15 protein-coding genes and 1 rRNA gene are annotated in these 12653 nt (G+C 62.4%); 4 read left to right on the top strand and 12 right to left on the bottom strand.

Annotated elements, in window-relative coordinates; translation table 11 throughout:
- Positions 1-99, top strand: a 5S ribosomal RNA gene (gene rrf / locus JGZ97_RS11215); the annotation flags it as partial.
- Positions 100-227: 128 nt separating this feature from the next.
- Here rrf and JGZ97_RS11210 read toward each other — a convergent pair.
- The 11 genes from JGZ97_RS11210 to JGZ97_RS11160 all read right to left on the bottom strand — a co-directional run bounded on the left by JGZ97_RS11210 (position 228) and on the right by JGZ97_RS11160 (position 9874).
- Positions 228-1595 carry an NAD-dependent succinate-semialdehyde dehydrogenase gene (locus JGZ97_RS11210; RefSeq protein ID WP_207062704.1) on the bottom strand — a complete coding sequence of 456 codons (1368 nt, stop codon included), beginning with the start codon at positions 1593-1595 and terminating at the stop codon, positions 228-230.
- A complete protein-coding gene (gene doeA, locus JGZ97_RS11205; protein ID WP_207062703.1) occupies positions 1589-2869 on the bottom strand; it encodes an ectoine hydrolase in 1281 nt (426 codons plus the stop codon). The genes JGZ97_RS11210 and doeA overlap by 7 nt, the downstream gene beginning before the upstream one ends.
- Position 2870: 1 nt before the next feature.
- Complete coding sequence (locus tag JGZ97_RS11200; protein WP_207062702.1) at positions 2871-4118, bottom strand: aspartate aminotransferase family protein; 1248 nt, start codon at positions 4116-4118, stop codon at positions 2871-2873.
- A 210-nt stretch (positions 4119-4328) separates the two neighbouring features.
- Positions 4329-5486, bottom strand: coding sequence for a N(2)-acetyl-L-2,4-diaminobutanoate deacetylase DoeB2 (gene doeB2 / locus JGZ97_RS11195; RefSeq protein ID WP_207062701.1), 1158 nt, complete (start codon positions 5484-5486; stop codon positions 4329-4331).
- A 104-nt stretch (positions 5487-5590) separates the two neighbouring features.
- Entirely contained in the window at positions 5591-6913 is a 1323-nt protein-coding gene (locus tag JGZ97_RS18495; protein WP_207062700.1) for an ATP-binding protein, read from the bottom strand.
- Between the two features lie 6 nt (positions 6914-6919).
- Positions 6920-7603 (bottom strand): response regulator transcription factor, encoded by a 684-nt coding sequence (locus JGZ97_RS11185; protein ID WP_207062699.1) that lies wholly within the window; start codon positions 7601-7603, stop codon positions 6920-6922.
- A gap of 2 nt (positions 7604-7605) precedes the next feature.
- Entirely contained in the window at positions 7606-7884 is a 279-nt protein-coding gene (locus tag JGZ97_RS11180; protein ID WP_207062698.1) for a PepSY domain-containing protein, read from the bottom strand.
- Positions 7885-7915: 31 nt separating this feature from the next.
- Positions 7916-8494, bottom strand: coding sequence for a glycine zipper 2TM domain-containing protein (locus JGZ97_RS11175; RefSeq protein WP_207062697.1), 579 nt, complete (start codon positions 8492-8494; stop codon positions 7916-7918).
- 166 nt (positions 8495-8660) lie between these two features.
- The gene (locus JGZ97_RS11170) at positions 8661-8858 is read right to left on the bottom strand and encodes a DUF2892 domain-containing protein (protein WP_207062696.1); all 198 of its coding nucleotides are present in this window, start codon (positions 8856-8858) and stop codon (positions 8661-8663) included.
- A 105-nt stretch (positions 8859-8963) separates the two neighbouring features.
- Complete coding sequence (locus JGZ97_RS11165) at positions 8964-9635, bottom strand: Crp/Fnr family transcriptional regulator (protein ID WP_207062695.1); 672 nt, start codon at positions 9633-9635, stop codon at positions 8964-8966.
- On the bottom strand, positions 9632-9874 hold the full coding sequence (locus JGZ97_RS11160) for a hypothetical protein (protein ID WP_207062694.1): 243 nt from the start codon (positions 9872-9874) through the stop codon (positions 9632-9634). Before JGZ97_RS11160 ends, JGZ97_RS11165 begins: the two co-directional genes overlap by 4 nt.
- Positions 9875-10036: 162 nt before the next feature.
- Between JGZ97_RS11160 and JGZ97_RS11155 the strand changes: the two genes are divergently transcribed.
- The 3 genes from JGZ97_RS11155 to JGZ97_RS11145 are packed head-to-tail and all read left to right on the top strand — an operon-like array spanning position 10037 to position 11987.
- Positions 10037-10402, top strand: a complete 366-nt coding sequence (locus JGZ97_RS11155; protein ID WP_207062693.1) for a response regulator — start codon at positions 10037-10039, stop codon at positions 10400-10402.
- Positions 10399-11031 (top strand): histidine kinase, encoded by a 633-nt coding sequence (locus JGZ97_RS11150; RefSeq protein ID WP_207062692.1) that lies wholly within the window; start codon positions 10399-10401, stop codon positions 11029-11031. The genes JGZ97_RS11155 and JGZ97_RS11150 overlap by 4 nt, the downstream gene beginning before the upstream one ends.
- Positions 11031-11987, top strand: coding sequence for a diguanylate cyclase (locus JGZ97_RS11145; protein WP_207062691.1), 957 nt, complete (start codon positions 11031-11033; stop codon positions 11985-11987). The genes JGZ97_RS11150 and JGZ97_RS11145 overlap by 1 nt, the downstream gene beginning before the upstream one ends.
- A gap of 15 nt (positions 11988-12002) precedes the next feature.
- On the opposite strand, the gene JGZ97_RS11140 is transcribed toward JGZ97_RS11145, so the two are convergent.
- Positions 12003-12587, bottom strand: coding sequence for an iron transporter (locus JGZ97_RS11140; protein WP_207062690.1), 585 nt, complete (start codon positions 12585-12587; stop codon positions 12003-12005).
- Positions 12588-12653 lie beyond the last annotated feature (66 nt).

Here is a 12653-nt window from a genome sequence, read left to right as displayed (position 1 = left end):
TCCGGAACCACCTGACTCCATCCCGAACTCAGAAGTGAAACGGTCCAGCGCCGATGGTAGTGTGGGGTCTCCCCATGTGAGAGTAGGTCATCGCCAAGCGCCTTATCCTGAGAAACCCCCGGCACACTGTGCCGGGGGTTTTTCGTTTGGGGCTCGGTAGGGTCAGATACGGTGAGCTTTTGCGCCTTTACGTTGGTCCCGGGGTTTTTGAGCGGTCGCGGATAGCGTTAGACCTTAGGCCCTACCCATACCTGCTGCACATTGACGAACTCAAAAATCCCGTGAGGGCCCAGTTCTCGCCCGATACCCGATTTTTTGATGCCGCCGCTGGGTAGCCGGGGGTCTGTTTTTACCAAGCCGTTAACGACCACCTGGCCCGCTTCGATTTCCGTGGCGAGGGCCTCTCCCCGTGCAGTATCGGTCCAGATTGAAGCCGCCAAACCGTACTCCGTATCGTTGGCGATGCCGAGAGCATGGGCTAAGTCGCGGGCCTTGAGGACGACCGCGACCGGGCCAAAGGTCTCTTCCCGGCAAGCGGGCATGTCGTTGTGAACATCGCAGAGCAGGGTCACCGGATAAAAGAAGCCGTCGCCTTCGGGTATTGTCCCCCCCAACAGACAGCGTGCGCCGGCATCAATGGTGGCTCGCACTTGGCGGGCCAGATTATCCCTCAGGTCCGAACGAGCGATAGGCCCGATCTGGTTCTGCTCATCGCTGGGGTCGCCCACACGGTATTTTTCCATCTCCGCCTGCAGCAGCGATAAGAAGCGCTCATAGGCTGGGCTCTCAACGATGATGCGTTTGGCTGCGATGCAGGATTGCCCAGCATTGATAAGGCGGGAAAGGGCGATGTTTTTAGCGGCTTCTTCCAGGTCCGCGTCTGCCAGGACGATGGCCGGGTCGGAGCCACCGAGCTCAAGTACCACCGGCTTAATGGCAGCGGCGGCGGTGGCTGCGACTTTGCCCCCGGCTGCGCTCGAGCCGGTAAAGGAGACGGCGCGTACCCGGGGATGCTGAATAGCCGCAGCTACGTCGTTGTTTTGCAGAGGTAGATTTTGAAAGGTTCCTGCAGGTGCCCCGGCAGCTTCGAAGCAGCCGGCGATTGCCTCTGCGCATGCGGGCACGTGTGGGTCGTGCTTCATCAGGCAGGTATTGCCGGCCATCAGTGCCGGCGCGGCGAAACGAAAGGCCAGCCAGAAGGGCGCATTCCAAGGCAGGATCCCCAGTACCGGGCCGAGCGGCAGGTGCTGAACGTAGCTGCGGGTTGCGTCGGAGGCCAGTGTCTGTGCGGCGAGGTAGCCCTCGGCGTGTTCGGCGTAATGTTCGGCGCACCACGCGGCCTTGAGGACTTCGCCTCGAGCCTCTCCCACGGGTTTTCCCATCTCTTCAGTCATCGGGCGCGCCAGCTCGTCCGTGTGCTCGCGCAGGTAGCCCGCCACATTCATCAGGACCTCCGCGCGTTGGGGAAAACTGCGCTTGCGCCAGCCACGATAGGCCTGCTCCGAGGCCTCCATGCGCTCGTCCAGCTCGGCGTGGTTGAGGGCCGGGTAGTCGTGCAAGAGGGTTCCGGTGGTCGGGTTGATCACTCTCAGCATGAGGCCTCCTTATTATCGGACGGTTTTTTCGTCTTCTTGAGCGAAGCTTTCTTGGGGTCGTTGTTATCGGTGACCAGTTCAAGCTCCTTGCGACTGCTCGGCACTCCTTCTGGCTTGAGGGTAAAGTCCTGGGGGACGTCTGAAAAAAACGATTCGCAGCCGTTTTCCGTGAGATAAAAGGTATCTGAAATACCGCAGGTCTTGTCACTTTCCACCCCCCACATCCAGGGGATAATGTGGAAGGTCATGCCCGGCTCGAGTACAGAGGCGTCCGCCTGCTTGAGGCTGATGATATAGCCTTCGTCCCAACTGGGGGGGAAGGCGATCCCGATGGAGTAGCCCGAGCGGGTGATCAGACGCGCACCCACGTCGTTATCGGTGATGATTTTCCGCACCAGGTTGTCGACGTCGGATACGGTCATGCCGGGGCGCATGTACAGACGAACTTGGCGGAGTGCCTCCTTCATGGTCTCCTGGGCTTTATGCATGGCGTCACTCAGCTCGCCGCAGATGGCGGTACGCATCATGGCCGTGTGATAGCGGCGGTAACAGCCGGCGACTTCCAGGAAAACGTGCTCGCCGGGTTGGACGATACGCCCTTCGAAGGTGGCGTGACCGATCATGGTGCGCGGGCCTGATGTGATATACGGCATCACCGCGGGAACCTCGCCACCGGCGCTGAACATGGCCTGGCATACGGCGGCCCCGATTTCGTTTTCACTGGTGCCTGCCTGGCAGGCCTCCAGCCCCGCCGCCATGCCGGCGCGGGTGGCGACGGCGGCTTTTTTCATCACCTCCAGCTCCACCGCAGACTTGCAGCGCCGCCCCTGCTCGACGATGCCGAAGCAGTCCATCAGGCGGCCGCCGGTGAACGCGGTATGGATGTAGTCCTGGTGGTAGGCGGGAAAGAAGTAGCTATTGCGCTCGTAGCCGATGACCTTGTCGGAGAGACCGAATTCGCGCAGGGACTCGATCAGCATCTGGATGGCGTCACCGTTGTCGGAGTAGGGCCGTGTCAACTCCACCCAAGTACGTGCGTGGACGTTGGACTCCTCCATCATGCGCGTAATCATGAAGGGTTCATCGTTGATCGGCACCACCAGACACTGGAAGAAAGAGTACCCCGTGGTCTGGTAATCGGTTAGGTACATCAGGTTTTCCGGATCGGAGATGATCACTGCATCCAGCAGGCGCTCGGCCATGTGCTGGCGCAATTCGCCAAGGCGGCGTTGATACTCCGAGAAAGGAAACGTCATATCGTCGCGTTCGCGCATGTCAGCCCTCCAGATTGCTTTGAACCGCCGCGGAGAACCGCTCCAGACCGCTCGTCAGGGTGTTCTGCTCGATGGTCAGTGGCGGAATCAGCTTCAAAACCCGGCCGCCTTCCCCGCAGGGGCCGATTAGCAGGCCGTCTTCAAAGCAGCTCTTGGCAATCGCTTTAGCGAGGGTGCCATCGTTGACATCCAGCCCCTGGATCATGCCGCGGCCGCGCACGGCAAACTCGGGGTGGCGACCGTGGATCTCTGCCAGGGTGGCGGCGATCTGCTCGCCGTAGGCTTTTACCTGGTTCATCAGGGTATCGTCTTCAAAGTAGCGCAGCGCCTCGCGCCCGGCGACGAAGGAGAGCCCCTGGCCGCGGAAGGTCCCGGTGTGCTCCCCAGGCTGCCAGTGGGCGTCATATTCCGGTTTGACCAGGTTCATCGCCAAGGGGGTGCCGAAACCACCGATCCCTTTCGCGAGACAGATGATGTCCGGGTTCAGTCCCATGCCGTCGAAGCTGAAATAGCTTCCGGTTCGGCCACAGCCGACCTGAATCTCGTCGACGATGAACAGTGCGCCCAGCTCGTTGGCCAGGTTAGCTACTTGGCTTAGCCACTCGCGGCTGGCGACGTTGACCCCTCCTTCAGCCTGGATCACCTCCACCAGAAAGGCTGCAGGGCGTTCGTAGCCACTGGAGCTGTTTTTGTAAGCGTTTTTCAGCGTTTCCAGGCAGCCCATGCCGCAGCCGACGCTGTTCTCGAAGGGGGCCCGGGTGACATGCTGCAGAGGCACACCTGCGGCGTTGCGGAATGCCTGGTTGGCGGTGCAGGCCAGCGAGCCCAGGGTCATGCCGTGAAAGCCCTGGGTAAAGGCGACCACTTCGGTGCGCCCGGTGACCCGTCGGGCGAGCTTCAGGCTGGCCTCCACGGCGTTGGTACCGGTGGGGCCCATGAATTGAAGCTTGTGATCCATGTGGCGGGGCTTGAGGACGGTATCGACAAACGCCTGAATGAAATCCCGCTTGGGGGTGGTATACATGTCCAGGCTGTGGGCGACCCCGTCGCTCTCGATGAATTCGATCAGGGCCTGCTTCATCCGCGGATTGTTATGGCCGAAATTGAGTACGCCGGCCCCGGCGAAAAAGTCGATATAGGCCTTGCCCTGCTCGTCGTACTGCATGGCATTGCTGGCCCGTGTGAACACGGTCGGATAGGCGCGGCAGTAGCCGCGAATGTTGGATTCCCATTGCTCAAACAACTCCATCTAGTCCTCCTGCCGGTGGGCTGATCTGTTGTGATGTGGGGTAAAAGCCTGTCAGAAAGGTGACAGAAGGCTTACGAAACATGCGCTTACCAAGAGGCCTTGGTGCCCGTTCGGGTTTTTCGGCATGTACAGGTGAACGTAGGAGAGATCTCCGGTACCTGCAAGTTCGGTTTGGAAAATGGGGGCGGGCGAGCTTGCAGGTAAGGACGATTATTCGGGCAGGGGGGCGCCGACGAGGCGGGCGAAAATGCGGGTCATGGGTGCCAGGAGGGCGTCGTTGAACTGGTAGCGGGCATTGTGGCAGGGCAGGCAGTACTCGCCGCCTTCCGCTGCCATGCCGATCAGGGCGAAGGCGCCGGGGCGGTTGGCCAGATAGTAGCTGAAGTCCTCCGACGCCATGATTGGGGTGGGAATGTTCGCCTGCCAGTGGCTGCCGAACTCTTCGGCCAGGGCATCGCGGTATGCCTCGGCGGCATCCGCGTGATTTACCGTCGCCTCATAGCGCGGCTTGAGGGTGACGTCGGCGGTGCAGCCGTAGCTCCGAGCGGTCGCTTCGGCGATCTCCTGGATTGCCTGGTTGATGGGTTGGCGCAGCTCGGGGCTGCCCAGGCGAATGCCGCCGGCCAGACGGGCGGTGTCGGGGATGACGTTTTCGGCACTGTCCGCTTGCAGGGAGGTGACGCTCACCACCGCGGCGGACTGTGGGGGCATGCGCCGGCTCACGATCTGCTGCAGGTCCTGGGTGATGGCGGCCGCTGCCAGCACAGGATCGCGGCAGAGTTCGGGTTGGCTGGCGTGCCCGCCGCGGCCGTGGACGGTGATCTGGAAACTGCCGTTGCCAGACATCACGGGGCCGGAAGGGCACACCGCCTGGCCAAAGGGAATCGCCGGCCAGTTGTGCCAGCCGAACACCCGGTCAACGCCGTCCAGGGCGCCCTCTTCGATCATTTTTCGGGCGCCGTGGCCTCCCTCTTCGGCCGGCTGGAACAGCAGGGTGACCGGCCCTGCAAGGCTGTCTTCGTTGGCCTTGAGCCAAGCCGCGGTGGCCCAGAGCGCCGCGGTATGGCCGTCGTGACCACAGGCGTGCATGCAGCCCGGGTTTTGCGAGCGGAATGGTACCTCGGCCTTTTCGCTGATGGGCAGCGCATCGATGTCTCCCCGCAGGGCGATATGCTCACCGGGGGCTTGGGCTGCGAGGATGGCGACGGTGCCGTGCTCGGCGCAGCTGCGCCAGGGGATGTTCAGCTGGTCCAGGCGCTCACGGATACGTCGAGCGGTCTCCTCTTCGCGCCATGTCAGCTCCGGATAGCGGTGCAGTTCGTGGCGGAAGGCGATGGCCTCTTCGAGAATCTTGGACCATTCGGTCATTGGGTACTCCCCGGTCGGTGAAAAAATCGGGCAGGAAAAACCTACCGCTTTGCTGCGATGCTTTGGAGTGTAACAGAGAGCCCGCGCAGTGCGACAATTGGGGCTTAGTGGCGGGGGATAACCAGGGTGAAAGCCGCGCCGCCCAGAGAGCCGGTGTCAACCTCCAGCTGGCCCCGGTAACTGCCCACGATGTCCCGAACCACGGACAGGCCAATGCCCTGGCCCGGCTGTTGGTTATCCGCCCGCGTGCCCCGCTGGAGCAGCTGCGACTGCACGTCTTCGGCGATGGGGGCGCCGCCGTTTTCGACGCGGATGCGCAACTCCCGGTCATCTTCGGTGAGCGTGACCTGCACGTGCCCATCACCATATTTGAAGGCGTTGTCGATCAGGTTGCCGAGCATCTCCATCAGGTCGCGCTCATCGCCCCGGAACATTTGCGACGGGCCGTCCACCGTAAAGCGTTTGAAGCGCTCGCGGTAGACTTTCTCCATGGCCCGTCCTACCCGCTCGGCGGCATCGCGGACAGGGACCGGTTGTAGCAGGGCGTGGGGGGCGGTGGTTGCCGCGCGGCCTAACTGGTGACTGATGATCTGCTCCATGCGATCCACCTGTTCCGCCAAGGTGCCATCGCTGGCGGGCGTGATCAGGTTACGGATGACCGCGAGCGGTGTTTTGAGGCTGTGGGCCAGGTCGGCCAGGGTGTTGCGGTAGCGCTCGCGCTGGCGTTGCTCGGTATTGAGCAGCAGATTGAGGTTTTCTGTGACAGTCGCCACCTCCGGCGGGTAAGGGCCCCGCAGGCGCGCTTGCTCGCCCGCCTCCACCGCCCGGATATCGCTTGCCAGGCGGCTCAGGGGGCGCAGGCCCCAGCGCAGCAGCCAGGCCTGGGCTGCCAGCAGCAGCAGGGCGACCAGCCCCAGTCCGCCCCACAGGTGCAGGCGAAAACCCGCCAGCTCTGCGTCAAAGGCATCGGGGGTCGCCAGGGAGGTAAATCTCAGGTCGGTCTCGCGGCCGTCCTCGGTTTCCCAGACTACGGGGTAGGAATAGTAGAAACGCCCGCTCTCGGTGCGGCCGAAACGGGGCTCCCTGGATGGGCTGTCGGGCAGACTCAGGCGTAACCCCAGCGCCGATGGGGAGCGCCAGAGATTCTGGCCCTTGGCGTCAGTGATCAGTCCGTACAGGCCGGACCCGGGCTGGGTGAAGCGGGGCTCCTGCAGCCGCGGCGGCATCCACAGTTCGCCGCCCCCCACCTCCGCCGCGCCCAGCAGGACGAAGGTCTGCAGCCGCAGTTGCTCGCGGGTGGAGGTTTGCAGGCTGCTGCGAAACGCCTGGTCCAGAACCAGGGCGGTGAGCCCCAGGATCAGCGGCAGCACAATGCAGGAAGCCAGCCCCAGGCGACCGCTGAGCGAGCGAGGAATAGATCCGAACACGCCGCGCTAGGTGCCTTGCGCCTTGAGCACAAAGCGATAGCCGCGCCCCCGCTCGGTGGCAATGGGTTTCAGGTTGCCGTCGGGGTCGAGCTTTTTGCGCAGGCGGGTGATAAACACTTCGATGACGTTGCTGTCGCGGTCGAAGTCCTGGTCGTACAGGTGTTCTGTGAGTTCGGTCTTGGACACCACCTTGCCGGCGTGGTGCATCAGGTACTCGAGCGTGCCGTATTCGTAGGCGGTCAGCTCCAGGGGCGCGCCGTTCAGGGTGACCTGCTGGGCGCTGGTGTCCAGCACCACGGGGCCAAAGGCGAGTTGCGGGCTGGCGTGGCCGGTGGCGCGACGCAGCAGCGCGTTGAGACGGGCGAAGAGCTCTTCCATGTGAAAGGGTTTGGTCAGATAGTCGTCGGCGCCGGCTTCCAGCCCTTGGACCTTGTCCTGCCAATCGCCCCGGGCGGTGAGAATCAGCACCGGCAGCGCCACCCCCTCGGCCCGCAGGCGGCGGATCAGCTCGATACCCGAGAGTTTGGGCAGCCCCAGGTCCACGATGGCCAGGTCGTAGGGCCACTCCCGGGCGAGATAGAGTCCCTCCTCGCCGTCGGCGGCCTGCTCCACTACGTAGTGCTTGCGCTTGAGGGCCTGATTGAGCTGCTCGCGCAGGGCCGTCTCGTCTTCTACCACCAGAATCCGCATGCTCAGTCGTCCTTGGGCTTTACGTCCTTAAAGCGCTTGGGGCGGCCGTCTTCGGCGTCGAGCAACATCAGCTTGACCCGCCCCGAGGGCTGCAGAAGCTTGATTCGGTAAGCGCGGCCTCGGCCGGTTTTGACCGGCTGGATATCCAGTACCTGGCCTCCGAACTGCTTCTGCACTCGTCGCGCAGCTTGGTCGGGGCTGAGTTCGGCCTGGGCCGGCGTTGCTGCCAGCAATACCAGCAGAAGCCAGGTTGGAAGAAATCGTTGCCGCGCGCTGTTCAAATCGACTGTCCCTCGGACGCGGCACCCCGGTCTACATGACCGGGCGCACCTTGACATTGACCTTGATTCGCTTCCCCGGATCATAATCCATACGGGTCCGGTATGTCTCGCCACGGTACTTGTAGGTGACGTCGTAGCCCCGGATGCGCTCTTCGTACTGGGTGTCGTAGCTGACTTCGCAATGCTCCTCGGTGCGGTAGTCGACCCGGGTCGCCCCGGGGTGGCTGCGCCGGGCGATGTCATTGCCGATGGATGCACCCAGCGCGCCCAGAGCGACCGTCTTAATGGTGCGGTTGCTCTTATGGTGGTTGTTGCCCAGGCTGCTGCCGATGGCGGCCCCGATGATGCCGCCCAAAATCACCGGGGTGGCGGAATCCCGGCCGCCGACCGGCTCTTCGTAGCGCACCTGTTCGTTCCAGCAGGTCTCCCGGGGGATGCGGTGGGTCAGGGTCTCGGTGATGGGCTCGACATCCACCACCCGTGCGTAGTCAGTCTGGCCGCCCCGGTGGGGCTTGCCGTGGCCACGGTCGAAACGGTCGCCTCGGTGGTCGGCCAGGACGCTGCTGCTCAGCCCCGCGATGACGATGCCTGCGATCAGTTGTTTAAGCATGGCTGTGTCCCTCTGCTGGTATTCGTTGGGATCAGCTTAGTGGGGCTTGGCTGAATCCGGCCTTAACAGCAGGCATGGGGCGGCAACCTAGCGGATAAAAAGGGAGGGCGTCGAGCAAAAAAAGCCCGCGATGGCGGGCTTTGGGCTTGGGCTGAAGGGGGACGAATCAGCCGTTAGCGGGCTTTTTACAGGTGCTGACGCCGACGATTTTATACAGCGGGCACCAGCCGATCAGGGCGGTAGCCAGGGGAACAATCCCAATCCATCCCCAGGGGGTCTGAGGGCCGATAAAGACCAGTGACAGCAGGACGAGGCCGATCAGAATCCGCGCGGTTTTGTCGATACCACCGACGTTCTGTTGCATGGGGTTTCTCCTTTTGAAGGCTCAGCAGGTTCCGCGAAGGCGGAAGCTGTGGCTCAGATTAGCGCTTTGAGGAGGGGAGACTCAGTGACTAGGTCACACAACGGGCTATTGGTGACGTTCGATAAAGGCCTGGAGTCCGGACAGGTCGTCGATGCGGATGGTCCCTCGCCCCAGGGTCACAAGTCCCAGATGTTCCAGCTCCTTGAGCTGGCGGCTGATCACTTCACGGGCCGAGCCAAGTTCGGTGGCCAGGGCCTGGTGGGTGAGCTGCAGCGCGACCCGCTCGCGACCCTGCTTGAGCAGGTGCCTGGCCAGGCGCAGGTCGATGCGGTCAAAGGCGATCTCCTGCACCAGCCCAATCAGGGCGCCCAGGCGCTGGCCGTAGGAGTCAAAGACGAAGCGGCGCAGGGCTGGCGAGTGCTCCAGTCCCTGCTGGAAAAGGTCGCGGGGCAGGGCAAAGGCCTGCACCTCGGTTTCACTGATGCCTTCGGCCGGGTAGCGTGAATCACCCAGCAGGCAGGCGGTGGTCAGCACGCAGGTGCCCCCCGAGTGGATGCGGTAGAGCACGATCTCTCGACCGCTGGGCGAGCGCCCCACCACCTTGATCTCGCCCTGGGCCACCAGCAGGTAGTTCTCGCAGGGATCGCCGAGGCGAAACAGGGTGGCGCCGGCGGGAACGGTCAGGGCCTTGGCCTTGGCCAGCAGCGCTTTCCCTACCTCGTCGGTGATATCCGCCAGTCCAGGGAACTGCCGGAGGAGGGGAGAAGAGGTGCTCATCGGGAAGGGGGCGTATCGGCTTTGCGCTGGCGGTGGGCGAGGATGATATAGCGGATGTTGTAGGCAAAGCCGATCGCCAGCGCCAGGGGCAGGGCGATAAAAAACAACAACCCGATGCCCGGTGATTCCAACGCCCGTCCCAGCCACAGGCTGGCGATGGCAATGGCGGCCAGTGGAAGGCCGAGGCGCATCATCCATTGCAGGTGGCGGTCGGCGCGAATGCTCTGTTTGTCGGTCATGATCGGTTACTTGGTTGGTTACTTGGTCGGGCAAAGGGCCAGACTAGGCAATCACCCTGGCCGCATCAACTCGCATTTAGTCGCGTTTTGGGGGACTTGCCACATTGCAACCCGGCCATAAACCCATACAATAGACCGCTGCTTTAGGTAAAGAGAGGTTGTATGCCTATTCCGCTGTTAATTTGCGACGACTCTAAGATGGCGCGCAAGCAGGTTCAGCGATCACTGCCGGACGGTTGGGATGTGGAGGTCACTCTCGCTACCAACGGGCAGGAGGCAATGGAGGCGATTCGCGCCGGCAAGGGGGAGATGCTGTTTCTTGACCTGACCATGCCCGTCATGGACGGCTATCAGGTGCTGGAAGCGATCCAGCGAGAAGGGCACAAGACCCTCACCATCGTCATTTCCGCCGACATACAGCCCGAAGCATACAGCCGCGTCATGGCGCTCAAGGCGTTGGACTTCATCAAGAAGCCGGTCGACCGCGTTAAATTGTCCGAAGTCCTGCATAAATACGGGTTGGTATGAGCAACGCCCTGACTTTCAACGAAGACCAGCGCGACTGCCTGCAGGAGATCTGCAACGTCGCCATGGGGCAGGCCGGCGACTCGCTGGCCCGTCTGCTCAATGTGTTTATCAACCTCAGCGTACCCTACATTCGGCTGATCAAGGCCGAGGAGGTGCACCAGGAACTGCGTTCGTTGATCAACGCCCCCCAGGTATCGGCGGTGCGCCAAGCCTTTTACAGCCCCCAGGGCAACCAGGGGTTGTGCGGCGAGTCCATTGTGATTTTCAGTGATGCCAGCTTCCAGGAGCTGGCCCACCTGATGGCGTTCGAGGGTAGGGAACTCGACGCCCGCGCGGAGCAGGAGCTGCTGCTGGATATCTCCAACGTGCTCAACGGCGCCTGCCTCAACGGCATCGCCCAGCAGCTGGAGGAGCAACTGGGCTACAGCGCCCCCTCGCTGATCGGTCAGCATATTCCCGTGGAGCAGATTCTCGACAAGGAAAAGCTGACCTGGGAGCATGCCCTGTCGATCAAGATCGGTTACACGCTTGAAAACCACGCCTTTCAGTGCGACATGCTGATGTTGATGCCGGGGGCGGCGATCAGCCACCTGATGAGCGTTCTGGATCAGTTTCTGGAAGACTTCTGATGGCTGCTCCGGCGGCCCTCTCCCTGCTGGACCGGGTGATCGACCGGGTTGATACCGGCATTCTTATCGTCGACCCCGAGATGCGCATTCAGCTCTGGAACCAGTTCATGGTCACCCACAGCCAGCGCAGCGCCGAAGAGGTGCTCGGCAAGAACCTCTTTGACTGCTTTCCCGAGCTGCCGCAGCGTTGGTTCGAGCGCAAGCTCAACGGCGTACTGATTCTCAAGAATCAGGCGTTCACCTCCTGGCAGCAGCGTCCCTTCCTGTTTCGTTTCTCCCACAACCGCCAGGTCACCGGCGGGGTGGAGCACATGTACCAGGACTGCACCCTGACGCCGATCTTTGATGACGCCGGCGAGGTGGCTTATGTCTGCATCTCGATCAAGGACGTCACCGAGGTGGGTATCTACGAGACCCGTCTCAAGCAGGCCCTGGCCCAGCTGGAGGTCGCGAGCCATACCGACGGACTGACTCAGCTGTTCAACCGCAGCCACTGGGAGGAGCGGTTCCGCCAGGAGGTGGCCCGGGTCCAGCGTTACGGGGGCAAGGTGACCCTGTTGATGTTCGACCTGGACCACTTTAAGAAGATCAACGACACCTGGGGGCACCAGGCGGGGGATGAGGTGTTGCGCTGCGTCTCCAGCCGGTTGCGCCGGGCCTTACGTAACGTGGATGTGGCCGGGCGTTACGGGGGGGAGGAGTTCTGTGTCTTTCTGCCCTCCACGGAGCTGGCGGGGGGCGAATACGTGGCCGAGCGCATCCGCAAGACCATGGCCCGCACCCCCGTGGAGCACGAGGGGCGGTCGATATCGATTTCGGTGAGCCTCGGGATCACCGAATTTCGCGATCCGGGTCAGAGTCACGAGCAGCTGATCAAGGAAGCGGACGCCGCCCTCTACTTTGCCAAGGAGAACGGGCGCAACCGCTTTGCCTGTTTCCAGCAACTGCCTCGCTAGGCGCTCGCGGCAGGCTTAGTAACCGCCTTTCTTACCCGTGCCGAGGTAGGTGAAGTTGTCTTTTATCTCAAAGCCCTTCCACCAGCCGGTGACGCCGGTTTCAGCGTCTGTATGGTAGGGGAACTCGCTGGGCTTGGGCGGCTCGACTTCATAGGTGACAAAGTACTTTCCGGGCCCGTCCAGTTGCAGGTTGGCGCCGTAATGGGGGCCATTGTTGGAGGCCATGGGGATCAACTTGCCGGTGGTCTTGAAGTAGCTGCCGTTCTTGGCCACCGAGTAGGTGATATTCAGGTACGGCACCCAGGCGCCCTCGGGAAAGCCCCAGGCGTTGCCCGCGGTGGCCTGTACGGCGGCCTCCAGGTGAATGTCCGCCGGCCCGTGTCCGGCGTGTCCTCCGTGGGCGCTGTGATCCATGGCTCCCTTCTCACCCTCTTCGATTGACATCTGCATCTCGGCGGGCTCGTGGGACATCTCCACCGCCTGGATGTAGAGAATCTGCAGCTCCATGCCGTCGCGTTTGACCGGCTCGCCCACCTTGAATTCGGCCGCCTGGGCCAGGCCGGCGGCACCCGCCAGGAGCAACGCTAGGGTTTTTTTCATCATTTAACTGGCTTCCTCTTCGCTGATAATCAATCAAAGATATAATAGCGCCTGGGCTTTGTCAGC

Origin of the sequence: Motiliproteus sp. SC1-56 (assembly GCF_017309075.1) — a bacterium.
Taxonomy (GTDB): Bacteria; Pseudomonadota; Gammaproteobacteria; order Pseudomonadales; family Balneatricaceae; genus Motiliproteus.
The sequence above is the reverse complement of the archived record's forward strand: the minus strand, read 5'-3'. Positions and strand labels throughout refer to the sequence as shown.

Excerpts from the sequence above, each read along its gene's own strand:
- JGZ97_RS11170 (WP_207062696.1), bottom strand. The coding sequence starts at position 8,858 with ATGCAACAGAACGTCGGTGGTATCGACAAAACCGCGCGGATTCTGATC.
- JGZ97_RS11165 (WP_207062695.1), bottom strand. The coding sequence starts at position 9,635 with ATGAGCACCTCTTCTCCCCTCCTCCGGCAGTTCCCTGGACTGGCGGAT.
- doeB2 (WP_207062701.1), bottom strand. The coding sequence starts at position 5,486 with ATGACCGAATGGTCCAAGATTCTCGAAGAGGCCATCGCCTTCCGCCAC.
- doeA (WP_207062703.1), bottom strand. The coding sequence starts at position 2,869 with ATGCGCGAACGCGACGATATGACGTTTCCTTTCTCGGAGTATCAACGC.
- JGZ97_RS11210 (WP_207062704.1), bottom strand. The coding sequence starts at position 1,595 with ATGCTGAGAGTGATCAACCCGACCACCGGAACCCTCTTGCACGACTAC.
- JGZ97_RS11140 (WP_207062690.1), bottom strand. The coding sequence starts at position 12,587 with ATGAAAAAAACCCTAGCGTTGCTCCTGGCGGGTGCCGCCGGCCTGGCC.
- JGZ97_RS11155 (WP_207062693.1), top strand. The coding sequence starts at position 10,037 with ATGCCTATTCCGCTGTTAATTTGCGACGACTCTAAGATGGCGCGCAAG.
- JGZ97_RS11175 (WP_207062697.1), bottom strand. The coding sequence starts at position 8,494 with ATGCTTAAACAACTGATCGCAGGCATCGTCATCGCGGGGCTGAGCAGC.
- JGZ97_RS11200 (WP_207062702.1), bottom strand. The coding sequence starts at position 4,118 with ATGGAGTTGTTTGAGCAATGGGAATCCAACATTCGCGGCTACTGCCGC.
- JGZ97_RS11145 (WP_207062691.1), top strand. The coding sequence starts at position 11,031 with ATGGCTGCTCCGGCGGCCCTCTCCCTGCTGGACCGGGTGATCGACCGG.
- JGZ97_RS11150 (WP_207062692.1), top strand. The coding sequence starts at position 10,399 with ATGAGCAACGCCCTGACTTTCAACGAAGACCAGCGCGACTGCCTGCAG.
- JGZ97_RS11185 (WP_207062699.1), bottom strand. The coding sequence starts at position 7,603 with ATGCGGATTCTGGTGGTAGAAGACGAGACGGCCCTGCGCGAGCAGCTC.
- JGZ97_RS11160 (WP_207062694.1), bottom strand. The coding sequence starts at position 9,874 with ATGACCGACAAACAGAGCATTCGCGCCGACCGCCACCTGCAATGGATG.